Consider the following 23,844-nt stretch of genomic DNA (forward strand, 5'->3'; position numbering starts at 1 on the left):
GAGACTTTTGTGAAACTGTCCCGTTTGCACAAAATGTTGGCTGGTATCCTGATTATTTTTACGGGAATCGGCCTTTTATTAGACAGTTTGGGTATCATTTCGTTCGGTCTGTTTGATTTGTGGCCGATGGTGCTTATTTATTTCGGCCTTCGTTTGTGGGGGCAGAAAAATCGGATTGGCGGAGGGATTCTATTCTCTCTGGGGACCATCATCGCGATGGATATGTGGTTTGGTGTCGGGGTTGATGATTTGTTCCAGATTGCAGTGCCAATCGTGTTTATTTATTTCGGGTTTCAGTTGATTCGGGGTAAGAACAGCAGACGAGATCACCGTGTGAATCAACCATTGGGTGATACGGGGACCTCATCTGCTGCGGAGACGATTGTGACAAGTGATGCGAGTATTCCGAGTGACGTGAAGGTTTCCACGGAGGAGCGCCCTTGGATAGACAGCTGGAACAAATGGAAGCATGTTGGTGGCAAAATTCCACATCACGAAAGAATGTCTTCATCACCTGACGACACGTTGCCAAAAGATTCCCGCAGTTCTCTGATTGGAGATTATCACCTGACCTCGGGGCGTTTTGAACTGAATCACTTGCATGTCTGGCATGGAATCGGGGATGTTGTGATTGATCTTTCCCGGGCAGTGCTGATGCGGGATGAGGCAGTTCTTGTCGTAGAGGGCTGGATAGGCGATGTGACGATTTATGTCCCTGTGGATCTTCCTGTATCGGTAACGGCAGGGTTGAGTATTGGTGACCTGGAGGTGCTAAGCCACCGTCAGGGAGGTATCAATCGCAGTGTTAAGATTCGTTCAGATCAGTATGATGAAGCATTGCAAAAAGTAAACTTGCATATCTCGCTGCTTGTCGGCGATATAAAAGTCAAGTACATCTAGGAGGTACTGGCGGATGCGTCGACAGCGATTGGCAAGTATTCAGTGGCAATACGTGCGCTATGGCATGTTACTGGCCGTCAGTGCAATTACTGCCGCGTTTATTTGTTTCTTTTGGCTATACTTTTTATGGAGAGATCACCCCGGGATTCATCGGTGGTACAACGAAATGATTAGCGACCGCAACTTCATGTGGTGGCTTCAAGAATATATAGGCATCAATCTGCCTGCCGATCCAGAGGGCTTGATTCAGCTTGCTGCTTTTGTTGTCTCTTTGCCTGCAGGTGTCTTAGTGGCATTGATCATTTCCTATATCATTGGCAATTTGTTGAAAAAGAGACTCAGTGTATTGTGGGAAGCTGCCATGAAGCTTGGGCGCGGGATGCTGTCGTATCGGGTTCCAGAATTGGGCGTCGATGAAGTCGGCGAATTAGGATGGCAGATCAATCGCTTGGCTTCACAATGGGAAGAGCAAGTGGCATCTTTGCAGCGGCTGTCGAACCACAATGCGGCTCTCGCAGAACAATTGAAGCATGCAGCGGTAACAGAGGAGCGACAGAGATTGGCGAGAGAACTGCATGATGCAGTCAGTCAGCAGCTGTTCGCCATCGCGATGACGACTGCGGCGATGAAACGGCTTGTAGAAAAAAATCCGCAACGTGCAGCACAACAGATTGAATTGGTCGAAGAGATGGCAGCAGCAGCACAAGCGGAGATGAGGGCATTGCTCTTGCATCTTCGCCCGGCTACGTTACAAAACAAGTCATTGAAGGAAGCCATTCTGGAACTTTTAGATGAGCTGACGCGTAAAAATACCATGCAGCTTTCTTGGGAGATCGAAGACGTCGAAGGCTTGCCGAGTGGAATTGAGGATCATTTGTTCCGTATTTTGCAGGAGTCCTTGTCCAATACATTGCGGCATGCCAGAGCTACCCAGATTACAGTGAAGCTGTTTACGCTGCAAGAGCAGGTCCGCCTGCGAGTAACGGATGACGGTGTTGGTTTTGATCCGGATGGGGAGAAAATGACGTCCTACGGTTTGCGCAGCATGCAAGAGCGCGTAGCAGAGGTCGGAGGCTCCATGGAGATTTACTCGGCAATTGGGAAGGGGACGCAAATTGAGGTCCGTATTCCTCTAATGTCACAGACGGAACGGGAAGGGTGAAGGCTAGGTGATTCGGGTACTACTGGTAGATGATCACGAAATGGTTCGGATGGGTCTGGCTGCTTATTTGTCTACAGAGGACGATATTGAAGTCGTAGCAGAGGCAGGCAGTGGAGAAGAAGGGGTGCGGATGACGCAAGAACTGCGCCCGGATGTCGTTTTGATGGATTTAGTTATGGAAGGCATCGGCGGTGTGGAAGCGACTCGGCGTATTCGTGAAAGCTGTCCATCCAGTAAGGTTATCGTCTTGACCAGCTTTATTGATGACGAAAAGGTATATCCGGTCATTGAAGCGGGGGCATTCAGCTACTTGCTGAAGACTTCGCGTGCAGCCGAGATTGCAAAGGCAATCCGCTCTGCTGCGGCGGGTGAGCCAGTTTTGGAATCGAGGGTAGCAGGAAAAATCATGGCCCGTTTCCGTCACGGTCAAGAGTCCCATCCCCATGAGCAACTGACACCCCGCGAGTTGGAGGTTTTGAAGCTGATCGGTCAGGGCAAGTCCAACCAGGAGATTGCAGATGAGCTGATTATCGGGATCAAAACGGTCAAGACTCATGTGAGTAACATTCTTGCCAAGCTTAATGTGGAGGATCGCACGCAAGCGGCCATTTACGTGCATACGCATAGCTTAGGCTAATCACATAGCATCATGTATAAGTAAACGCGCCAAAAAGCTCCTCGGTAAATAGGGGCTCTTTCGCGCGTTTACTTGTTTAAACAGTTTTCTTGTATACAAACCGTGAGTTTTTTTCGTAGATGTGGTAAAGATAGTAAGTAACGAATGAGAGATTACGGAAAGGAGGGACGGGTTATGAGGCACAAACCTCAAACACGCTCCAAGGTGCTTTCGGCTGACGATGGTGTGGATATCGTTGGAGATGTTCACGGCTGTTACGACGAATTTATAGAATTGCTCAAACGCTTGGGATATGAACAAACCCCAGACGGGACCTATCGCCATCCCCACGGCCGAAAGCTCCTTTCCCTCGGTGATATCACGAGTCGTGGACCTTACTCAATCAAAATGCTGCAATTTTTTCACCATCATGTCACGGCAGGCCTGGCTGAGATGGTGGATAGTAATCATGGGTGGAAAGTAGCCCGCTGGTTGGATGGCAGACCAGTGACATTGGCACATGGAGATGAAAAGGTAGAAGAGGAGATTCGGCTGTATCAGCAAGAATACGGGCCGAAGAAGGCCTCTTTGCTACGAGAGCAGAGTCGCAGATTGCTATTTTCTTCTCCTTCGCACATGATCATCAAACGGAATGAAAAAATAGTAGCAGTCGCCGTTCATGCGGGGATTCGTGATGATTACATAGGGATGGATTCACCTGCGGTCTACACGTTTTGCCGATATGGCGATGTGGCAGGGACGGGACCAGATGGACGCCCGATCCGCAGAGAATGGGCAAAAGAGAGAAAAGTGACCTCGCCCATCATCGTATGGGGACATGATCCGCATCCAGAACCAAAACGAAAAAATGGCACCATCAACATCGACCAAGGATGTGTGTTCGGCGGAATGTTAACCGCCTACCGCTACCCAGAGGACGAATTGGTGAGTGTGCCAGCAAAGAGAAATTATTCGGGCTTAATGGATACGCCGCTGACCCGTTTTAAGACCGACGATTAAACGGAGACGTTACGTTACGTTTTGAGCTTTTCGAATAAACGTTTTAGGATGACAGCCTGTGCCCAGAGCGGCAGAGGCTGGTCAGGCTGCTTACGCCATTGTTCGTCGGTTAATAAGCCTTGATCATACAGCCAGTTGACAGCTTCCTGCTTCCAGTCAGGGACCGTCCCGTTTCCAGGAGAAGTGGTGGGAGCAAGAGTCGGTGCTGCAGTAGGTTTTGGAGTAGAAGTAGGAGACGTAGGGGGCTGGTAGGGAAGTTTGGCGTACGTGCAAAATGCTCGGACTACCCCTTCCGCGAGATCTCGCCAATCCTGTTGCAGTTTATTTGCGTCCAAAGCATTGTCAGCAAAGCCATACTCGACGATAACCGTCTCTACGCTGCCAGTCTCCCGGTGCATGAAGTAGTAATCGAGCCGAGGATTATCTGGCAGTGTCCGCGTAAAAATGCGTCGATTTGGCATCCCTTCCGCTGCCAGGGCATCCTGGATCAATTGGGGAAAGGTTGGGGACCCGTAAATCGAGTAAATGACCTCGGAGCCTCGACCGCCACCTGAGTTAATGTGGTTCGCTATACAGTAGCGAGCACCGCTGTTGCGAACCAGAGCAGTCCGAGCTTCACTTGTCAGAGTCACATCGGTTGTCCGTGTGATAGCGACAGGAATATTTAGAGCCAAAAAGCGATTATATTGATAGAGCGATATTTGCAAATTCATATCTTTCTCGGTAAACTGCGTGTTGTTTCCTCCACCTGGATCGCTGCCACCGTGTCCAGCGTCCAGAATCACAATTGGAGCCATAGTTGCTTCACCTCTTGCTATTAGAATATGCTTGAGACAAAGATATTGTTGAGGGCAGTGTTCTCATTTTCCAAGTTTTCTAATCACAATTTACAGAAGATAGCTCAACTATGGTACAATAAAAGAGTTCATAATTACGTATAGAGGATGGTAATGTATTGATGGCTTGGTACAACTGGGTAATTCCAATTGTTACATTGTTAATCGGTCTCGCTGGTGGATTTTATGGAGGGACTTATTTATTGAAAAAACAAATGTCCAACATGCAAATGGACGACAAGCAGCTTCAAGCCATGGCCCGTTCAATGGGGATGAATCTCAACCAAAAGCAGCTTAAACAAATGAGCCGTACGATGAAAAACATGAAAATGCCAAATAAATTCGGGAAGTAGCGTGAAAGGGAGTGTCGTTTGATGGGGGCGACCCGGCTGCGCTACACGATGATCGGTTTTATAATCGGGGTGTTTATCGTGTATTTGAAAGACCTGCCGCTTGCTGAAGGAACTCGGTTTGCGGCCCCTTTTTACGGAGCGGGGATTGGACTGCTCATTGACGGCATTATTTTACGTATGAAAAAAAGAAAACAAGAGTAGGGGAAGAGCCTGGCGAATGATGCCAGGCTTTTTTTCTTTTGGGAAGGGGCTTATTTTTCAAGAGAATCAGCAAAATACTGGACGATAAAATCACAGAATTTGCGTGCTGCCAGGGAGAGATATCTTTTTTCGTGACGAATCATTTGAAAATGTCGCTGGCAGATCGGGTGTTCGATCGGAACCATGACAAGGTGAGGGTCTTCCTCTCGACTGATACAGCCATAGAGGGCGATGCCAAGACCTGCGCGGACCAGCTTTTGTATAGAGCCTGGATCATCTACCCGACAAGCGAATTTGGGGGTAATCCCTGCTTTTTGAAAGAACTGATCGTACAGCATTTGGATGGGAAAGTCCTCCCTGTAGCCGATAAATGACTCTTTAGCCAGCTGACTTAGACGAATACTGTTTTGTTTGGCTAAGTGATGTGTGCGGGGGACAGCTACATGAATATCTTCTTTCAATACGGGCGTAGTCAAAACATCCGGCACTCTGATCGGCAAATGCGTGAAGCAAATATCCACTTCGCCTGACTCCAGGAGGGTTGCCATTTCTTCGATGCTGGCTTGCGTGATCTGGAAGTGTACATCGGGATGGAGGGCGAGAAACTTCCCCAACGGTTCTGATAACAAATCCAAGGTTGACGTTGCCAGATGAATACGACCATGTTCCATTCCGGCGAGATCCGATACGACTTTTTGACCTTCCTCCAACAAGTTCAGTGCTTTATCTACACGCTCCAGATACGCCTTCCCAAATGTATTCAGCCGAATACGTCCTCGCTCGCGGTCGAATAACGGAACCCCGACATCCTCTTCCAACCGAGCAATGGTTTTGCTGAGAGCAGGCTGAGCAATCCGCAGCTCTTGGGCGGCTTTCGTCATATGCTGCCACTTGGCCACTGTCCGGAAATAGTGCAATTGCAACAATTCCATTCGATTCAACTCCATATACTCAGGTATATCAACTGCATATCAAAAGATATATTTTCGTTTATTTTAAAATCATTATAAACTACATCTAGCAAGGCAAACAATCACCTTCCCGGGAAGAAATCGGTGATAACGAGAGGTGTCTTTCCAATATGCAAAGCGAACCACAACAACAATCTGCTGAAAAAGTACTTCGCGTACTCGTGTTTACCCTCATGATTACAGTGATGAGTGCTACGATGTTCAATATCGTGTTACCGCAAATCAGGACAGAATTTCATTTATCTTTTAGCCAAGTAAGCTGGGTGACGTCTGCCTTTTTGTTAATCTATGCGGTTGGAACCGTGATGTATGGAAAGCTAGCCGATTCCTACAAGCTCAAACATTTGCTTACATTCGGATTAATTCTGTTTGCGATCGGCTCCCTTATCGGATTTTTCGCTCATAATTATGGCATGGTGCTTTTTGGGAGAATTGTGCAGGCAGCAGGAGCTGCGGTTGTTCCGGCGACGTCTTCTATTATTCCGGTGCGCTATTTTCCCCCGGAGAGTAGGGGGCGAGCTCTAGGGATCTCAATGACCGGGATGGCAATCGGTAGCGCATTAGGTCCCGTTCTTTCCTCTTTGCTGGTCAGTCTGCTCGATTGGAGATGGCTGTTCTGCATGCCGTTGTTCACGCTTTTTGCCGTGCCTTTTTTCCGTAAGTATTTGGAGGAGGGGGAGCAGGAAGCCGTCAAAATGGATTGGATCGGCGGTGGGCTTCTCGCAATCACGATTGCGTTGCTTCTGTTGGCTATTACGAATCAGAGCTTGCTGCTCGCACTGGGGTGCATCCTCTCATTCGTTCTGTTCTTGATAAGAATTCGGACGACCGCAGAACCTTTTGTTCGCCCTGGCTTATTCCGGAGCAAACGCTATTCACTCGGGCTGTTCATTGCCTTTTTGATGATAGGGAGTGGCTATTCGTTCGCTTTCCTTAGTCCACAGTTGTTGGCCAATGTGAATCACCTGGCAACAGGACTCATCGGCTTTGTCATGGTACCGGGAGCAATTGTGACCGCGTTCTTGGGGAAAAAGGCCGGGATTCTTGCAGATAAGAAAGGGAATTCGTATTTATTTTACACAGCGTCTGGGTTGCTTTTGAGCAGCTTTGTGCTCTTCTCTTCCTTTGCGGGAGTATCTCCGTTTCTCATTGCCGTTTTTCTGATTTTTGGCAATGTCGGACTATCGTTTATGATGATTTCGATGTCAAACGCAATCTCGCAGTCTCTACCAAAAGAACAGATCGGCGTCGGTATGGGACTGTTGGCAATGCTGAACTTTATTGCAGGTGCACTTGCAGCTACCTTGTTCGGCAAATCGATTGATGGAGGAGCTGCTGTGAGCTGGAATCTGCTCAATAGCTATCCTGGAGCGTCCGTCTATAGCAATATTTACTCCGCTTTAGTGCTCGTGATACTGGGTCTCGCCTTCCTTTATTACAGACAGTTCGGACGCAGCTCGGTGAGAGAACTCCATTGATTGGGTTAATAAAATTATTTTTATTGCCAGTCTCCATTGACAACCAGAAATAAACCGAATAAAATTTCAAACAATAATAACAATAACGCGAAGAACGGGAACAGTAAGTGGTCTGATCTGTTTAGAGAGCTGCGGGATGGTGCAACGCAGTCAGAGAAGCCAGTGAAGCTCGCCCGGGAGCGGCAGGACTGAACAAGATGTAGCGCTGCATCGAGCAATAAGTTCTGACGGTTAACCTCCGTGATCGGGTTGTGCTGATCGACTAGGATCAGTACATGAGGTGGACTTCTGGCGAGTAGCTGGGGTCAACGAGAGTGGTACCGCGATAGACAAGGTCTGTCGTCTCTTCGATAGAGACGGCAGGCCTTTTTGATTTTCACAACGACATAGAGCAAACGCGAAGAACGGGAGCTAGTAAAGCGAATTTCTTGTCCAGAGAGCTGCGGGTAGGTGCGACGCAGTCAGGAAATGCTCGAATCTCACCCGGGAGCGGCAAGGTTGAATATAGACAGTAGACCTTGACGGATCGTCCCACGTCATCGGGATAGCGAGGTGGATTCTCTTTTGAAAAAAGAGGGGATCAACGAGAGTGGTACCGCGGCAGCCAAAAGCCTGTCGTCTCTTGTATATGGAGACGTCGGGCTTTTTTTATTGAGAAAATAACGAAAAATTGAGGAGGCAATACCCATGGCAAAAAGAATTCATATTTTCGATACGACACTGCGTGACGGAGAGCAAGCACCAGGAGCGTCTCTTTCTCCTGAGCAAAAAATCGTGATAGCGAAGCATTTGGCAGACCTCGGCGTGGATGTCATTGAACCGGGCTTCCCGATCTCCAGTCCTGGTGACTTCATGGCGGTGCAACGTATTTCGCAAGAGGTGCACGGCGTGGAAATCTGTGGCTTTGCTCGTGCGGTGAAAGAGGACATCGATGCAGCCGTTCGAGCTACACAAGCGGCAGAGCGTCGCAGACTCCACATGTTCCTGTCATCCTCCAGCATTCATCTGGATTTCCAACTGCGTAAGTCGAGAGAGCAGGTGATTAAAATCGCCCGCGAGATGATTGCGTACGGCAAACAGTTTGTAGACCGGATCGAATTTTCACCGATGGATGCGACCCGTACTGGAGATGAGTTCCTGTTTGAAATGATCGAGGCAGCGATCGAAGAAGGAGCAACCATTATCAACATCCCGGATACAGTTGGATATGCGCTACCGGAAGAGTACGGAGCCATGTTCACTCGTGTCATGAAAAATGTCCGTGGCAGCGACAAGGTAGAGTTCAGTGCACACTGCCACAATGACCTGGGACTCGCGGTTGCAAACAGTTTGGCTGCAATTCGTGCTGGGGTCACCCAAGTCGAAGTAACGGTCAACGGGGTCGGTGAGCGAGCAGGGAACTGCTCCTTGGAAGAGCTGGTAATGGCAATTGAGACGCGCAAAGAAGCACTGGATGCTGAGACTGGCATCAGACCAGAGCACATTTACACCACTTCACAAAAGGTGAGCCGTGCCATGAGCTTCCCGATTGCTTTCAACAAACCAATTGTCGGTCGCAATGCCTTTCAGCACGAAGCGGGAATTCATCAGGACGGTCTCTTGAAAGAGCGCAGCACATACGAAATCATGGACCCGGAGAGCTTGGGCGTACCTCGAAATATGATCATTCTCGGAAAGCACTCCGGTCGTCATGCCATCAAGCACCGTGTAAACGAATTCGGGATACAGATGACCGACGAACAGATGGAGACACTGTACGTCCAATTTAAAGAGCTGGCTGACAAGCAAAAAGTGGTCCAGGATCATCAGTTGCTTGAGCTGGTAGGACATACCGTGAACGCGGTACTGGAGCCGTTCACACTGGTCAATGCGCAAGTGCTCACTGGCACATCCGGAAGTCGTATGGCTTCCTGCACCATTACGAACAATGTGACAGGAGAAGAACAAGCATACTCTGGCACCGGAGAAGGACCTGTCGAGGCATTGGTGGCAGGCATCAAGCAGGCACTGCCGTTCGACGTAGAGTTTACGGACATGGAGCTGTATTCATTGTCGTCGGGAGAACATGCGACAGGCGAAGCGATCGTGACGGTAAGCGCTAACGGAAGTCATTTTAAAGGAGTTGCCGAGCATCGAGATGTACTGATGGCGGTCGCGCAGGCGTTTATGGCGGCGAGCAATCAGGCGGTGCGTGATCATCAGGCCAAAGTTGTTGCAGCCGGGGCTAACTAAGAGCCAAACATAAAAAGTCAGCCTGTAGATGGTTACAGGCTGACTCATCACGTGCTTATGGCTGTAGTGGGGAGAAGAATATTTCCAGTCTAGGCTCCAGGCTCCGTCCTGCTGGGGGTTAAGACTGCCCGCTCCGAAGGGATTCTCGGGGAAACGCAAAAGTGGTAGCCACTTCGTAGCGCGGGCACGTTGCGTTTCTTTTGCCCGCGAATCCCTTCTCCGCTCGGTAGGACTCCACAAGTCGCTACGTCTGGAAATATTCTTCTCTGTCGTTGCTGAAGATTTAAAGTCTTCTAAAACCCGTTTAAGCATGGAAAGCTCGTAGAGGAAACAGGAGAAATAAGCGAAGATCTTAGGGACACCGACCGAGACGGAATGCAAAAAGCGAAACACGCTCTCAAGCGTCCACCTCTGAAAAACTTCCTGAATGGACTACTTTGGACGCGGTTTCGCTTTTTGCATGGAGTCGGGCAGTCAATCCCACAGCGGGTGGCCCTAGAAGCTGAGCGTTTTCTCCTGTTTCCTCCCCACCACTACAGTAACGTGCAAGAAGGTCTTTTTATATCAACCAGTAAAAATCAACTCATATACCATCTTCACAATCAAGGTAATGGATACGACCAAGAACAATGGACGAACATAACGTACCCCCGTTTTGATGGCCATTTTGGCACCAAGGTTAGCGCCCAACAGCATCGCGATCCCCATGATAAGACCAGTCATGAAGACAACCTTGCCCTCCATTGTGAAGACAAAAAGCGCTGAAATGTTACTGGCCAGATTCAAAATTCGGCCATTGCCGGCCGCAATCACAAAATCATAGCCAAACAAAAGCACCATTAGAAAAACAAAGAACGAACCGGTTCCAGGCCCGAAAAATCCATCGTAAAATCCGATTAAAAAGGTAAAAGGAATCCCGATGCCTAGCGTAAATTTGGTCAGCCCTTTGTAGTTGGAATCTTGACCAAAGCGTTTGTTGAAAAGGGTGTAAACGAAAATGAGTGCCATCATGATAACGACAAGGATCTTCAAAAACTCCTGGGGAACGAACAGAACTGTTTTCGCTCCGAAATAGGCGCCGATCAGGGAGACGGGAAATAAGATCAGCATGAGCTTCTTGTCAAATTTACCGTTCTTGATAAAGGTGTAAGAACTGGTGGCTGATGAAATCGTGCCAGCCAATTTGTTCGTGCCAAGAGCAAGGTACGGTGGCATTCCTAGACCGAGCAGAGCGGGGAGGGAGATGAGTCCCCCACCACCAACAGTACTGTCGATGAATGCTGCAATGAATCCAAAGACAGCGAGAAGTACGATCGTTGATAAGTCCATTTCCACTAAATATCACCTGATTCTCTTCGTTTGTAATAATCCAAGTCTAGCACGCTCGGTTTTGTTTTCAAGATAGAAATCTTTGAAATAATAAATAGATTAATATACTTTGCATACCGATTTGTTGAAAAACTGTTTGGCTTACAGTATAATGAAGGCGTAAGCTTGACCTACATAATTTGAGGAGGAATGTTACAATGGCACATCAACTTCCTGCATTGCCTTATGCACACAACGCTTTGGAACCACATATCGACGCTCAAACCATGGAGATCCATCACGGACGTCACCATGCTACTTATGTTAACAACCTGAATGCAGCTCTGGAAGCACACGCTGACCTGCAAGGTAAAAGCATTGAAGAGCTGATCAGCAATCTGGATGCTCTGCCTGAGTCCATCCGCACTGCTGTTCGCAACAACGGTGGAGGCCATGCTAACCACACACTGTTCTGGGAAATCATGAGCCCGAATGGCGGCGGCGCACCAACTGGTGAACTGGCTGACGCAATCAACGCGGCTTTCGGAAGCTTTGACAACTTCAAAGCAGAATTCGCAAAAGCAGCTACTACTCGTTTCGGTTCCGGATGGGCTTGGCTGACTGCAGAAGGCGGAAAAGTAGCAATTAGCTCTACTCCTAACCAAGACAGCCCAATCATGGAAGGTAAAACACCTATCCTTGGTCTGGACGTTTGGGAGCATGCTTACTACCTGAACTACCAAAACAAACGCCCTGACTACATCGGCGCGTTCTGGAATGTTGTAAACTGGGATGAAGTTAGCAAGCGTTTCGCAGCAGCGAAGTAATTGTAACTTTACCTGTCATAAGGCTTGTCGTTCTTTAAGAGCGGCAAGCCTTTTTTTGTTCAGAGAAAAGAAACGGCATCAATTTAGGATACACTTGTAACCGTAGTGATTATGAGATATAATGCTTACTAAAAGTAACTAAGTTTAAAAAGTATAGAGGAGAGTGTACGCAAATGATGCCGTCTTTTTTCATTGCACATGGTGCCCCGTTACTTGCCATAGAAAACAATGCCTATACAGAAGCACTGAACCAATTGCCTAGCCTGCTCCCACGCAAGCCGCGAGCAATCGTCATGTTTTCGGCTCACTGGGAAGCTTTTGAGCAAACGGTGGGAACGATGGATATCTTCCCGACTATTCACGATTTTGGCGGATTCCCGCAGGAGTTGTATGAGATTGAGTATCCAGCAAAAGGAGAGCGAGAAATAGCGGAGGAAACAGTCCGCCTTCTTCAGGAAGCGGGCGTACCAGTTGCTCTCAACACGACACGCGGACTTGATCATGGACATTGGGTCATTCTGCGCCATATGTATCCGGATGCAGATATTCCTGTTGTTGCCTTATCGGTTAATCCGAACCTGACCGTGACAGAGCAATATCAGATCGGTAAAGCACTCAGTCCTCTCCGCGAAAAAGACGTTCTGATCCTCGGTAGTGGCGGAACCGTCCATAATTTTTCCTATATGAACCTGAGAGAGTCCGATAGTGCTACCTTTGAGTGGGCGGAGCAATTCGAAGACTGGCTGCAAACAACATTGACTGACTGGAATGTCGAGGATCTCGCCCACTACCGCGAGCTTGCTCCACATGCCGAAAAAGCTGTTCCCGCGTATGGAACCGAGCATTTTGTTCCGCTTGTGTACGTCATGGGAGCTGCCGACGATGAACGTACAGCGAAGCGCCTGCATATGAGCATCCGCTATGGAAGTCTCAGTCACACCATTTGGCAGTTTGGTGATACGAAATAATGACAGTGCACATGGGGGATGTTTATCGGGAGTATAAATCATTACTGTTTTCCCTTGCGTACCGGATGACTGGCTCGGTAACGGAGGCGGAGGACATTGTACAGGATACGTTTCTTGCGCTGGCAGGTACCGACATCCAAGACATTCACCATGTAAAAAGCTATCTGTGCAAAGCTGTGACCAATCGTTGTCTGGACTTATTAAAATCAGCCCGTTGGAAGCGGGAGCAGTATGTAGGGGAATGGCTGCCGGAGCCGATGCTGGACGCTTCGGAAACCAATGATCCCTTGCAAACAGTGATTGCCGAAGAAACAGTCTCGTATGGCTTGCTTGTTCTCTTAGAGAATCTACCGTCGACGCTACGTGCCGTTTTTGTGCTCCGAACGGCACTCGACTACGAATACAGCGAAATTGCAGCGATGCTCGAAATGACCGAAGTAAACTGTCGTAAGAAGTTTAGACTTGCGAGAAAAAAGCTGGCTGAAGCAGGATATCAGGCGATCGTCCCTCAGTCGAATCGGACTTCGAGCTTGGTAGAACAGCTGATGCAGGCCATTTCCCAATCAGATGCGAAGTCGTTGATCGGACTTTTGACAAAAGATGCTGTGTTTGTCAGCGATGGTGGTGGGAAAGTCCGTGCGGCTATTCATCCCATCTTTTCAGACGAGCGGATTACTGCCTTCTGGATGGGTGTATGGCCGAGGTGGGCTTCTCATGCTACGATGCAGATTCGCTCGATCAATGGCCAAGATGGGATTGCCGTCTACTCCGAAGGTCAGCTGAAAATGATCATCCAGATCACAATGAATGAAGAAGAAGATCGCATTGCACGCTTGTACATGATGGTCAATCCAGATAAGCTTGCCCATTTGCAAAAAGAAAATGGATGATTCGTCACAAGAAGGACGCTTCACTCGTCTTTGAGATTGAAAGCAAATTCGAGTGGAGAGGAAAGATGAATGATGCAAGCTAGATTCAATCATCGTGCAGCAAATCCTGAGGCGTTACAAACCATGCTCAAGCTGGAAAATTTCGTGAATGAGAGCGGCTTGGACAAAAAACTGATTGAGCTGATCAAAATTCGTGCTTCCCAAATCAACGGCTGCGCTTTTTGCATGGATATGCATACACAGGATGCACGCAAACTCGGTGAAACAGAGCAACGCATTTATTTACTCAGCCTATGGAGAGAATCCGCGGTTTACACAGAGGCAGAGCGGGCCGTCCTTGCCCTGACAGAAGCTGTCACTGTCATTACGGCTAACGGCGTTTCGGAAGAGCTCTATCAGCAGGTCCGCGAGTATTTTGACGAGAATCAGTACGTTGCCTTGATTATGGCGATCAATACGATCAACAGCTGGAACCGAATCGCGATTTCGACAGGAATGAGTGCTCCGTATAATATCTAAAGATCAGTCAAGAAAAAGACACGCTCTTAGGAAAAGGGAGCGTGTCTTTTTTCGTTGCTATACATCCATCTCGACTTTTCTGCCTGGATAGAACTGCTGCTCTTCGGAAAGTGGATTACCTTTGGCGGTCAGCACGGTAGGCGTAATCCGGAAGATGGCGGTTGTACTGCCCATCGAAGAACGATACTTGAGGACATGCTGCAAAGGCAACGCTTCTGAATAGTAGCCGGGTACGTACTTGTCGATCATGGATTGCATCGCATCGCGCATCTCCTCAGGTTCAGAAACACGCTCAATTGTCCCAGCGATAAACACACTCATGTAAGCCGTATCGATATGGGCAGGCACAGGTGAGGCGATTGTGCCGTACTCCTCGCAAACACTGAAACATACACGGTTGTTGCCATTCATCATCTCGATTTTTCTGCCAGAATCTGCGCCGTGAAAATAAATACAGCCATTCCACCATGCAAAATTCAAAGGGAGGATGTACGGCTCGATTTCATTGGACAAGCCGAGATGGCCGACCTTAGCCACTTGCAAAAACTGGTCAATTTGCTCCTGATCAGTAATGGTACGCTTGGAATAACGAATTGGTATCATGTCGAGTCCCCCAGTCTGTCGTTGTTATTTTGATCGTAATGGGTATTTGACTAGGAGAACAGGTGCAATTTTGGTAAAAATGAACGGGTCAGATGACAAAAAAATAACCGCCCTCTACTGGAAGGGGCGGCAGTCTCGTCGATTACGAGCGTTTTGAATCCAATTTTTTGGTAAGCTGTTCTTCTCCGTGGTGGATCCAACCGACGAAGGAATCGCGGATGGTCAGATCAAAATTGAGGTAGACCACGGCGACGAACATGTAGTGACTTTTCCCTTGAAAACGGGAGCGGTAGCGCAGATCAATCCATTTGACCTCATAGCCAAAGGAGCGCTCCTTTGTTTCTACATGCACATGATGGGTAAAAGCGAGGAAGGACTGGACTTTGTAGCTTTTCTTGGCTGCCGCAATCCGCTCATTTTCCGGTTTGATGGAGAAGGTGTCCAGGATGACGACGTCGCCTGAAATGACTTCACCTACATACCAATGCTGGTCTGTCTTGGCGACGAAGGTCCAATACGTCCAGGAAAGCGTAGGGATGATGGTGAAGGTACCAGCTTTGCCGATTCGCTGACGAACCAACTCGGTCGTTCGTCTTTGCGCCTGACAACGCCAGTAATAGTATCCGGCAATGATCACGTATATCCATAAAAAGACGTGTCCTGGATGCGCACCTGCTGCCCATAGCATAAAGCCGACGAGATGAGCAGCGAAAATGAACGGATCGAAAATGAAAATGGCGTTGAGAGCCACCCATTTGTCGCGAAACGGGTACAGGCCCTTTGTGCCATAGGAATTGAACAAGTCAACGAAGACGTGTAAACAGACGGCTAGGAATATCCAGCCGAGCAAATGCAGCCAATGGGGCTGTGGCATCATGGCCTGGATGAGAACGAAAATGGCTCCCGTCCAGAGAAATAAAGCCGGAACCGAGTGAGAAACACCTCGGTGGTTGCGAATGTAGGCAGCGGTACCACGAAGGCGGACTAAGCCATCCAAATCAGGTGCCTGCGAGCCAATGACCGTACCGATCATGACGGCCACTGCAAGTGACGGAGTAGAAGCTACGACAGGATCAAGATAGGCGAGCCCGGCCAATCCAAAGCCCATGGCAAAATGTGTGGCTGTATCCATGGAATCGTTGTCTTCCTCCCTTCCTTCCACTTTTATTGTTTATTATAGCGTTTGCCTAAGGTTAATTCCCGCCCGTTCTGAAAATATTTGTGTGCTTGTTCGCACGAGGTGGGAAAGGTATGATGAAAGCGTTGAATCGTTAAAGGAGGAACATGTCGCATGCTAACGGTTTTCATTGAATACAAGTTGGATACTGAAAAACGGAGTCACGCTCTGCGATTACTCTCCTCGATGTCTGAGCGAATGGAAGCGATGGGTGCACGTCAGTATCGCTCAATGGAGGGCTTGGATCAGCCCGGTCTGTTTGTTGAAACGTTTGAGGTCGAGACTGTTCACGTATACGAAGAAATCAAGGCAAACCGTTTGGCAGACCAAGACTTTTGCGACTGTATTTCCGGCGGAGCTGCGAAACTGCATGTGTGGGCGTTTCGTCCCGCGGAACTGGGATGAAAAGGAGTAGAATAAACGCAAATGGCAAGAAAAAAAGAAAGCTTGAAATATACCCTTCCTGAACAATTTCATGTGTTTGGCTTTGCCCAAGATTTGCTGGCCTGGTACGACTCACAAAAGCGGGATTTGCCTTGGCGGATCAACAAAGACCCATATCGAATCTGGGTATCGGAGATCATGCTTCAGCAAACACGCGTAGAGACCGTTAAACCTTATTATGCGAATTTCATGGAGAAATTTCCGACGGTGAGTGATTTAGCGAAAGCGCCCGAGGATGATGTCTTAAAAGCGTGGGAAGGGCTCGGTTATTATTCCCGCGCGCGCAATCTTCAAGCCGCAGCCCGCGAGGTAACGGTTCGCTATGGAGGAGTTGTGCCGGATACACCAGAAGAGATCGCTACACTAAAAGGTGTCGGTCCGTATACAGCAGGTGCCATTCTTAGCATTGCCTATGAAAAGGCGGAGCCGGCTGTGGATGGAAATGTTATGCGTGTCTTTTCACGTCTGCTGTATTTAACGGACGACATCGCCAAGCCTGCCACGAGAATCAAAATCGAGCATCTCGTACGCCAGGTCATTCCAGCGGGGAGAGCTGGTGATTTCAATCAGGCTTTAATGGAGCTGGGAGCGATGGTCTGTGTGCCGCGCACTCCGCAATGCTTGACCTGTCCGGTGTTTGACTACTGTATGGCCCGTCAGGAGGGAGTGGCAGAAGAGCTGCCGGTCAAAGGCAAAGCCAAACCTCCACGTCCTGTTGACCTGCAAGTAGGCATTATCATTCGCGACGGCAAAGTATTGATGAACAAGCGTCCCGATCAGGGGCTTCTCGCCGGCATGTGGGAATTCCCTACTGTTGAAACCGAACAGGAAAATGATGCTGCCAAGCAGGAGGCACTTGCAGTTGGTTTGCGTGAACGATTCGGAATTGATGTAGAAGTCATGCAGCCACTCGGTACGGTTCAGCACGTCTTCTCCCATTTGCAGTGGAACATGCAAGTATGGTCCTGTGACTGGATCGAAGGGGAAGAGCTCCCCGCTCATGCAAGATACGCAGCTTGGGAGGAATTAGATGCTTACACCATCCCGATGGCGCATCAAAAAATTCGCGAGCTGTTGGGACAAAAATAACGATTAGGCAAAGCTGTCGAGCATTTCTCGGCAGCTTTTATTTCATCAGACCGATGTGACGCAAGCCGTGAGATATCCCGCCATCATCGACGTGCCGTGTTACGTAATTGGCATGCGGCAACAAAGCTTCATGCGCATTGCCCATCGCGATTCCCATCCCGACATAAGACAGCATTTCTTTGTCATTCAGACCGTCTCCAAAAGCAACCGCCTTACTTGGCGCAAGCCCGATATGCGAGAGGAGGGCTTCAATACCGAGGGCTTTTGAACCGCCTTTCGCAAAAACATCCATACAATACTCATGCCAGCGTATAAACGAGAGAGCCGGAATCGCTTCTCTGTACTGTTGTTCGTGCGCTTCTGGTGTAAACAACAGCGCCTGATAAATATTTTCAGAATGGGCGAAGTCTGCATTGTGATCAGGGGAATCAAGCTTCAATTGCTGAAAGGTCCAATCCAAATAAGGATGCTGCTTATGAGTAGAAAAGCCCGCCGTACTGCCTTGAAACACGATGGGATGGTCGTGCTGGTCTGCGATCTGCTGCAATTGATCGAGTGTTGTGGTCGGGATGGGGCGATCATAAATGGTTTTTCCTTGATAGACGACATATGCGCCATTGCAACTGATATACGAATCGATGCCGCACTGCTGGGCAAGCTCGTCAAAATAATAATGAGCTCTGCCTGTTGCTAAGACGACCTCGATCTTGTTTCTTTGTAGCTCTTGAATGGCTTCGAATGTATCCGGTGGTATGATTTTCTCTTCATTGACGAGTGTTCCATCAATGTCTATAAAGACGATTTGATACTCCATGATTTCACTCCCCACTTTTCTCTTTTGAATCCATTATAAAGCTTCGAGAGAGGGGAAGAGCAGTGGAAAATAAAAAGATCATGCCCCCGCAGACATGATCTTTGTAAAACCGTTTCTTTTTATCGAATCAAAAACTCTGGAAATTGTGTGACGATCTGATGCTTTTGTTCTTCGATGCGTTTCAGCGCTTGCTGTTGCATGTATTTTGCTTCAATTTGCTTCGGTGTCAATTTCCGTTTCTCAATTATGATTGTGAAGAAAATCATTGGAATGTACATGAGTGTATCCCTCCCATCCCGTTAGTTTGGTGCAGTCAGCTACCATCTATCGCTTTGACTCCCGTAAACCTCATCATCTGACGCCGTTGTTTGTTTTTCATACTAAAATCCCTCCTGTAGTCAAGTAATCGTGTTTCGTCCATTAAATACGGCTCACAAATTGTGCTGCTTGAAAAGCATGTTCTTCGGCGCGTTCTTCGAGATAGCGACAGCGAGCAGATTCTGCGAAAAGTGTCTCCGCTTGTTCCTTATTGCGTTCAATCTTGACTGTGAAAAGCAAAAAGTTCAGTACCATTACCAATCACCCCCTTTCAAGGTGGAAAATGTTAATTGAAGAGAAAGAAAAAGACCACGGGCGAAAGCCTGCGGTCTTCTGGCATCAACAAACGGACATGCCGTTTTGAAGGGCATAGAAAGACCACAAGCAACAACGCCTGTGGTCGGTAATAGACGAAATGGAAATGTTGAAGAGTACGAATACTACTGGAATTCGTCGACCCAGGAGGCGCTGCTATATTCAGTTAAAACATCCACAAGACGATCAATAAGAGCTGGATTTGGATTCATTGCTATCATCATCATGGTGCTGCCTCCTTTCTTTCCGTAGTAGTAGTGGTAGTAGTAGTGTGTGGAACGTACTCTTAGAATATGGCATTTTTTTCTTGTTGTAAAGCGATTTTTTACCTATTTCTAGAAGAAAGTATATTCTGAATATAATAAAAAATAATAAATAATAAACGAATGTGCAGTTTAGTGGGCAAATGAAGGTTTACCATTAGGCATATAGCGGGTATCAATATAGGACAATCATGACACGCAGAAAGGTGATGCTAGCGAATGAAAACCCCCAGACTCACTGTAAAATCCAAGCTGATCGCTACATTTTCCACAATTTTAGTGATCCCCATGCTTTTGCTCGGGTTGCTCTCTTATCAGAGTGCCAAGGCAGAGTTGTCTGATGAATTGCTTACGACTGCCTCTGAAAACGTTCGGTTGATAGATGCGCTTTTGAACCACACACTGCTGGAGCAATCGAGGAATGTGGAATGGATTGCTTCTGATATTGTACGCCATGACATCTTGGAAGAGACCAAAATGGAAACGAAAAAGCAATTGCAGCGTTTTCTCGCGATGAACCCAGAAGTGAGTGAAGCGTATATCGGGGATGAGAATGGTGGCATGTTGACTGCGACTGATTCCAAGCTTCCCGACGGATTCGACCCAAGAAAGAGGGATTGGTACATAGCCGCCATGAAGCAACCAGGAAAGAGCGTCATTGTGGACCCATACATTGATGCCATAACCGGAAAAGTTGTGTTGGGAATCGCGATGTCCTTGCCTGATAAATCTGGTGTACTTGGAATTGATATTCAACTGACAGCGCTGGACGCGACGGTCAAGCAAGCGAAAATCGGTACCCAAGGATATATGGCGATTTTGGATAAAAACCGAAAAATGCTGGTCAATCCAAATGGAGAGTCTGGCGTTGAGGTTGCAGCGTCTTGGACGGATACAGTATATGCAGAAGAGTCAGGTCGTTTACAATTTCAGCACGAAGGAAATCCCGTCCAAGCCGTGTTTACTACGAACGAAAATACGGGCTGGAAGCTTATAGGCGTGATGTATGAAAGTGAAGCAGCAGAAGCAGCAAGTCCGATTTTTTACACGATGCTCGTGATTATCATTGCTGCGCTGGTGGTAGCTGGCGGAGCCATTTACGTGATTTTGCGCTCCTTACTCCGTCCTTTGCGTATGTTGACAGAAGCAGCGGAAAAAATGAGCCAAGGCGATGTGACACAACAAGTAGCTATACGGAGTGACGATGAGTTGGGTACGTTGGGCAAAGCCTTCAATCATATGGCGGAATCTCTTCGTTCCTTGCTCCATTCTGTGAATGATTCTGTTCAGCAGCTGGCTTCTTCGGCAGAGCAGCTCGCTGCCAGTGCGGATCAGACAAGCAAAGCGACAGAACAGATCGCAGAGACCATGCAAGAAATGGCGGAGGGAACCGAGCAGCAAGTCTCCCATACGCAGGAGGGGAACGCAGCAGTCGAACAAATGTCAGCAAGAATCGGTCAGATTGTAGAGCATACACAAAATGTATTCACCGCAGCCCAGGATTCGTCGGACTTGGCAGTGGCCGGAAACAAAGCCATTCAATCGGCTGTGTTGCAAATAAACGCATCTAGCGAATCGATTCACGGTCTGGCAAAAGTCGTGGATAATCTGGGGACGCGTTCCCAAGAAATTGGAAACATCGTGGATGTGATTACTGCCATCGCTAATCAAACCAACCTGCTCGCACTTAATGCAGCAATCGAAGCGGCTCGAGCAGGGGAGTATGGACGAGGCTTTGCTGTGGTGGCTGATGAGGTACGCAAGCTGGCAGAGCAATCCGCAAGCTCGGCACAACAAATTAGTCAGCTGATTACCGCGATTCAAGCTGAGACAAACCATGCTGTGATCGTTATGGATCAGAGTAAGCATGAAGTAACGGAAGGTATTGAAAAAGTGAACGAAGCTGGCCAGTCCTTCGAACAAATTCAATCAGCCGTCAATGAAGTGGCAGAGAAAATCGGTCAGGTATCTGAAGCGACGCGTGATTTCTCCACAAGGGCACAGCAAGTGGTTGAGATCATCGGCCATATTTCCGAGGTGACACTGCAAGCATCTGATGGCACTCAAAGTGTATCCGCAGCTGCCCAGGAGCAGCTAGCCTCTATGGAAGAGATCGCTTCCTCAGCCGTTTCTCTCGAACACCTCGCGGAGGAATTGCAAAACCAGCTCGGCAAATTCCGTATCTAAAAATAAGCCCGGCGCCGTGTTTACATACACGAGCAGCCGGGTTTTTTACTTAATCGTAAATAGGTGACGAGGAATGATCCCATCCCCCGCTGTCTCCATTCACAGGCCCACGGGATTCAAGCTCATGGATGACTTTGACGTGAAGAGAGGCTCCTTCTGCACTGAGGTAAGCTGCTAGTTGTGAAAAGCTGTGATGGTAATAAAGCAGCTCATTCATTTCCCAATCAGCCAGTGGCACCATGGTTAATTCAGACAATTCCCGACCTATGTACACCCTGCCATTCCTCCTTATGTGGTAGTGGTTTGCCTGATACTGCGAGCTTAGTATGGCTATAGTCGAGAGGATCAAGTCATGCCGGGATTTTTTCCGCAGGTAGAAAAAGCGCAGGTGGAGTTGTATAATGAATGAGTGATTTTTATTTATTAGTACCTGCTATTAATAGTTGGTCAGATCGGGAGGTAATCTTTTTATGAATACAACGAAAAAAGTAGCACTGGTTACTGGCGGAACGCGAGGAATCGGAAAAGCGATTGCGCTTCAATTGGCGGAACAGGGCTATGACCTGGTGCTGAACTATTTGCGTAACCGCACTGCGGCAAGAGAAGCAGCAGCAGAGCTGGAAGCAAAGGGCGCTCGTGTCCATCTGATCAAAGCCAATGTAGGGGATGTAGCAAAAATCAAAGAGTTATTCGCAGAAATTGACCAGGAATTCGGTCGCTTGGATGTATTTGTGAACAATGCGGCATCAGGTGTACTGCGTCCGCTGATGGAGCTGGAAGAAAGCCATTGGGACTGGACCATGGAAATTAACAGCAAGGCGCTGTTGTTCTGTGCGCAAGAAGCGGCAAAACTAATGATCAAGGGCGGCAACGGCGGAAAAATCGTGAGCTTGTCCAGCCTTGGGTCCATTCGCGTTCTTGACAACTATACAGCGGTTGGCGTATCGAAGGCAGCTGTAGAAGCGATTACTCGTTATTTGGCAGTCGAGCTCGCACCGCATAATATTGTAGTAAACGCTGTTTCTGGCGGAGCGGTGGATACGGATGCACTCAAACATTTCCCGAATCGTGAAGAATTGCTCGGTAGCTCAGCAGAGCGTACGCCAGCAGGACGTATTGTGGAGCCGGAAGATTTGGCTAATGCGGTGATATTCTTGCTCTCTGACAAAGCGTGGATGGTTCGCGGACAAACATTGATTGTAGACGGCGGTATTTCTCTTTTGACATAATGATTTATTGAAGCTGGAGTATGGAGTTGGAGACTTTGTGGTGTTGCGACACAAGACAAAGTTGTCCATGTGTTGTACAATAGAGGAAGAAGGTTACGAAGGAGGCAACACATGCTGATTCGTCCGTTTCGACTCGGTGACTATTCGGCTATCACACGTATTTGGCAGGAGACGGGGTTGGACCAATCGGACAAAGAGTCATTGAACGATTTGGCCCAGCATTTGGCTTGGGACAGCGATCTGGTAATGGTTGCAGAAATGGAAGGCAGAGTTGTAGGGGTCGTGGTTGGCACGATCGACGGTGCACGTGCCTATTTCTACCGATTGGCTGTACTTCCAGAGATGCAAGGCTCAGGTATTGGTCGCGAACTCGTTGAAGCAATTGAAAAGCGTTTCAAGCAACGAGGTGTCAATAACGTCTTGATCATGGTCAATCAATCAAATCCGGAAGTCCTTCCGTTTTACCTTTCACTTGGCTATGAAGTACAAAAATATGTTACACTTTCCAAAAAGCTCTCTTCTTAAAGGAGGCTTGTCCCCATTCAAATAGAGAAGAGAAGAAAGGGGAGAGTCATGTCACCAACTCCGGGCTCCAATATCCGCATAGAAAGTTATAAACATGACCATTCGTTGCACCGCATATGGGACAAATCTACGTTGATTCATACCAGTGATGCGGTGGTGATTGGGGGAAATGATCGGGTCAAGGTGACAGAAGCAGACGGGCGGGAATGGCGTACGCGTGAACCGGCCATTTGTACATTTGGTAGAGGCCAGTGGTTCAATACCATTGCCATGATTCGTGATGACGGTATTTATTATTATTGCAACATTGGTTCGCCCTTCAGCATGAAGGGACAATTGCTTAGCTACATAGACTATGATCTCGACGTAAAAGTGTTTCCCGATATGACGTACTCGATTCTCGACGAAGAGGAGTTTCTTTTGCACAGCAAACAGATGAACTATCCTCCATTTGTTGTGGAAAGAGTGCAGACAGCATTGCGAGAGGTGCTGGATTGGGTAAGCGCGCGACGTGGCCCTTTTCAAAACGGTTTCGTCCAACGTTGGTACGAACGTTATCTTTTAGTGCGAGATGATGAGGAATAATCCCTTTCCCGAAT

27 protein-coding genes and 2 other annotated features are annotated in these 23,844 nt (G+C 48.1%); of the genes, 18 read left to right on the forward strand and 9 right to left on the reverse strand.

Features of this window, described 5'->3' with window-relative positions:
* The first annotated feature begins 9 nt into the window (after positions 1 to 9).
* The 4 genes from liaF to prpE all read left to right on the forward strand — a co-directional run bounded on the left by liaF (position 10) and on the right by prpE (position 3,698).
* Positions 10 to 900: a cell wall-active antibiotics response protein LiaF gene (gene liaF, locus HP398_RS13035; RefSeq protein ID WP_173622778.1), complete on the forward strand. Its 891-nt coding sequence runs from the start codon at positions 10 to 12 to the stop codon at positions 898 to 900.
* Between the two features lie 13 nt (positions 901 to 913).
* Entirely contained in the window at positions 914 to 2,062 is a 1,149-nt protein-coding gene (locus HP398_RS13040; protein ID WP_017250125.1) for a HAMP domain-containing sensor histidine kinase, read from the forward strand.
* A 7-nt stretch (positions 2,063 to 2,069) separates the two neighbouring features.
* A complete protein-coding gene (locus HP398_RS13045; protein WP_007721557.1) occupies positions 2,070 to 2,699 on the forward strand; it encodes a response regulator in 630 nt (209 codons plus the stop codon).
* 174 nt (positions 2,700 to 2,873) lie between these two features.
* Entirely contained in the window at positions 2,874 to 3,698 is an 825-nt protein-coding gene (prpE, locus tag HP398_RS13050) for a bis(5'-nucleosyl)-tetraphosphatase PrpE (protein WP_173622779.1), read from the forward strand.
* A 14-nt stretch (positions 3,699 to 3,712) separates the two neighbouring features.
* On the opposite strand, the gene HP398_RS13055 is transcribed toward prpE, so the two are convergent.
* Positions 3,713 to 4,495: an N-acetylmuramoyl-L-alanine amidase family protein gene (locus HP398_RS13055; protein ID WP_173622780.1), complete on the reverse strand. Its 783-nt coding sequence runs from the start codon at positions 4,493 to 4,495 to the stop codon at positions 3,713 to 3,715.
* 161 nt (positions 4,496 to 4,656) lie between these two features.
* Between HP398_RS13055 and HP398_RS13060 the strand changes: the two genes are divergently transcribed.
* Together HP398_RS13060 and HP398_RS13065 are read left to right on the forward strand one after the other, a co-directional pair.
* A complete protein-coding gene (locus HP398_RS13060; RefSeq protein ID WP_012684742.1) occupies positions 4,657 to 4,887 on the forward strand; it encodes a YneF family protein in 231 nt (76 codons plus the stop codon).
* Between the two features lie 21 nt (positions 4,888 to 4,908).
* The gene (locus HP398_RS13065; protein ID WP_017250129.1) at positions 4,909 to 5,088 is read left to right on the forward strand and encodes a hypothetical protein; all 180 of its coding nucleotides are present in this window, start codon (positions 4,909 to 4,911) and stop codon (positions 5,086 to 5,088) included.
* Between the two features lie 50 nt (positions 5,089 to 5,138).
* Here HP398_RS13065 and HP398_RS13070 read toward each other — a convergent pair whose 3' ends face one another.
* Positions 5,139 to 6,020, reverse strand: coding sequence for a LysR family transcriptional regulator (locus HP398_RS13070; protein ID WP_173622781.1), 882 nt, complete (start codon positions 6,018 to 6,020; stop codon positions 5,139 to 5,141).
* A gap of 149 nt (positions 6,021 to 6,169) precedes the next feature.
* Between HP398_RS13070 and HP398_RS13075 the strand changes: the two genes are divergently transcribed.
* Positions 6,170 to 7,537, forward strand: coding sequence for an MFS transporter (locus tag HP398_RS13075; protein ID WP_173622782.1), 1,368 nt, complete (start codon positions 6,170 to 6,172; stop codon positions 7,535 to 7,537).
* Positions 7,538 to 7,618: 81 nt separating this feature from the next.
* Positions 7,619 to 7,887: a binding site (T-box leader), on the forward strand.
* Between the two features lie 41 nt (positions 7,888 to 7,928).
* Positions 7,929 to 8,163 (forward strand) — a binding site (T-box leader).
* A gap of 61 nt (positions 8,164 to 8,224) precedes the next feature.
* Complete coding sequence (locus HP398_RS13080; RefSeq protein ID WP_017250133.1) at positions 8,225 to 9,769, forward strand: 2-isopropylmalate synthase; 1,545 nt, start codon at positions 8,225 to 8,227, stop codon at positions 9,767 to 9,769.
* 564 nt (positions 9,770 to 10,333) lie between these two features.
* Here the strand turns inward: HP398_RS13080 and HP398_RS13085 are convergent.
* Positions 10,334 to 11,104 carry a sulfite exporter TauE/SafE family protein gene (locus HP398_RS13085; RefSeq protein ID WP_017250134.1) on the reverse strand — a complete coding sequence of 257 codons (771 nt, stop codon included), beginning with the start codon at positions 11,102 to 11,104 and terminating at the stop codon, positions 10,334 to 10,336.
* Between the two features lie 191 nt (positions 11,105 to 11,295).
* On the opposite strand from HP398_RS13085, the gene HP398_RS13090 reads away from it, so the two are divergent.
* The 4 genes from HP398_RS13090 (at position 11,296) to HP398_RS13105 (ending at position 14,281) form a co-directional block, all read left to right on the forward strand.
* Positions 11,296 to 11,904 (forward strand): superoxide dismutase, encoded by a 609-nt coding sequence (locus tag HP398_RS13090; RefSeq protein ID WP_012684750.1) that lies wholly within the window; start codon positions 11,296 to 11,298, stop codon positions 11,902 to 11,904.
* 173 nt (positions 11,905 to 12,077) lie between these two features.
* Entirely contained in the window at positions 12,078 to 12,872 is a 795-nt protein-coding gene (locus tag HP398_RS13095) for a dioxygenase family protein (protein ID WP_017250135.1), read from the forward strand.
* Positions 12,872 to 13,762, forward strand: coding sequence for an RNA polymerase sigma factor SigJ (gene sigJ / locus HP398_RS13100; protein WP_173622783.1), 891 nt, complete (start codon positions 12,872 to 12,874; stop codon positions 13,760 to 13,762). The genes HP398_RS13095 and sigJ overlap by 1 nt, the downstream gene beginning before the upstream one ends.
* Positions 13,763 to 13,834: 72 nt before the next feature.
* Positions 13,835 to 14,281 (forward strand): carboxymuconolactone decarboxylase family protein, encoded by a 447-nt coding sequence (locus HP398_RS13105; protein ID WP_173622820.1) that lies wholly within the window; start codon positions 13,835 to 13,837, stop codon positions 14,279 to 14,281.
* 57 nt (positions 14,282 to 14,338) lie between these two features.
* Here HP398_RS13105 and HP398_RS13110 read toward each other — a convergent pair whose 3' ends face one another.
* Positions 14,339 to 14,884: a pyridoxamine 5'-phosphate oxidase family protein gene (locus HP398_RS13110; RefSeq protein WP_173622784.1), complete on the reverse strand. Its 546-nt coding sequence runs from the start codon at positions 14,882 to 14,884 to the stop codon at positions 14,339 to 14,341.
* Between the two features lie 142 nt (positions 14,885 to 15,026).
* On the reverse strand, positions 15,027 to 16,016 hold the full coding sequence (locus HP398_RS13115) for a metal-dependent hydrolase (protein ID WP_017250139.1): 990 nt from the start codon (positions 16,014 to 16,016) through the stop codon (positions 15,027 to 15,029).
* Positions 16,017 to 16,175: 159 nt separating this feature from the next.
* On the opposite strand from HP398_RS13115, the gene HP398_RS13120 reads away from it, so the two are divergent.
* Both HP398_RS13120 and mutY read left to right on the forward strand, forming a co-directional pair.
* Entirely contained in the window at positions 16,176 to 16,466 is a 291-nt protein-coding gene (locus tag HP398_RS13120; RefSeq protein ID WP_017250140.1) for an MFS transporter, read from the forward strand.
* 21 nt (positions 16,467 to 16,487) lie between these two features.
* Positions 16,488 to 17,594, forward strand: coding sequence for an A/G-specific adenine glycosylase (mutY, locus tag HP398_RS13125; RefSeq protein WP_173622785.1), 1,107 nt, complete (start codon positions 16,488 to 16,490; stop codon positions 17,592 to 17,594).
* A 37-nt stretch (positions 17,595 to 17,631) separates the two neighbouring features.
* On the opposite strand, the gene HP398_RS13130 is transcribed toward mutY, so the two are convergent.
* From HP398_RS13130 to HP398_RS13140, 3 genes are all read right to left on the reverse strand, one after another.
* The gene (locus HP398_RS13130) at positions 17,632 to 18,408 is read right to left on the reverse strand and encodes a Cof-type HAD-IIB family hydrolase (RefSeq protein WP_173622786.1); all 777 of its coding nucleotides are present in this window, start codon (positions 18,406 to 18,408) and stop codon (positions 17,632 to 17,634) included.
* Positions 18,409 to 18,527: 119 nt separating this feature from the next.
* Complete coding sequence (locus HP398_RS13135) at positions 18,528 to 18,686, reverse strand: hypothetical protein (RefSeq protein ID WP_007729792.1); 159 nt, start codon at positions 18,684 to 18,686, stop codon at positions 18,528 to 18,530.
* A 142-nt stretch (positions 18,687 to 18,828) separates the two neighbouring features.
* Complete coding sequence (locus HP398_RS13140; RefSeq protein ID WP_017250143.1) at positions 18,829 to 18,981, reverse strand: hypothetical protein; 153 nt, start codon at positions 18,979 to 18,981, stop codon at positions 18,829 to 18,831.
* A gap of 542 nt (positions 18,982 to 19,523) precedes the next feature.
* On the opposite strand from HP398_RS13140, the gene HP398_RS13145 reads away from it, so the two are divergent.
* A complete protein-coding gene (locus tag HP398_RS13145; RefSeq protein WP_173622787.1) occupies positions 19,524 to 21,491 on the forward strand; it encodes a methyl-accepting chemotaxis protein in 1,968 nt (655 codons plus the stop codon).
* A gap of 49 nt (positions 21,492 to 21,540) precedes the next feature.
* Here the strand turns inward: HP398_RS13145 and HP398_RS13150 are convergent, their stop codons facing one another.
* Positions 21,541 to 21,765, reverse strand: coding sequence for a hypothetical protein (locus HP398_RS13150; RefSeq protein WP_007729801.1), 225 nt, complete (start codon positions 21,763 to 21,765; stop codon positions 21,541 to 21,543).
* 196 nt (positions 21,766 to 21,961) lie between these two features.
* Between HP398_RS13150 and fabL the strand changes: the two genes are divergently transcribed.
* The 3 genes from fabL (at position 21,962) to HP398_RS13165 (ending at position 23,830) form a co-directional block, all read left to right on the forward strand.
* Entirely contained in the window at positions 21,962 to 22,720 is a 759-nt protein-coding gene (gene fabL, locus HP398_RS13155) for an enoyl-[acyl-carrier-protein] reductase FabL (protein ID WP_017250147.1), read from the forward strand.
* A 111-nt stretch (positions 22,721 to 22,831) separates the two neighbouring features.
* Entirely contained in the window at positions 22,832 to 23,245 is a 414-nt protein-coding gene (locus tag HP398_RS13160; protein WP_017250148.1) for a GNAT family N-acetyltransferase, read from the forward strand.
* Positions 23,246 to 23,293: 48 nt separating this feature from the next.
* Entirely contained in the window at positions 23,294 to 23,830 is a 537-nt protein-coding gene (locus tag HP398_RS13165; protein WP_007729805.1) for a DUF402 domain-containing protein, read from the forward strand.
* Positions 23,831 to 23,844 lie beyond the last annotated feature (14 nt).

Origin of the sequence: Brevibacillus sp. HB1.4B, assembly GCF_013284285.1 — a bacterium.
Classification (GTDB): domain Bacteria; phylum Bacillota; class Bacilli; order Brevibacillales; family Brevibacillaceae; genus Brevibacillus; species Brevibacillus porteri.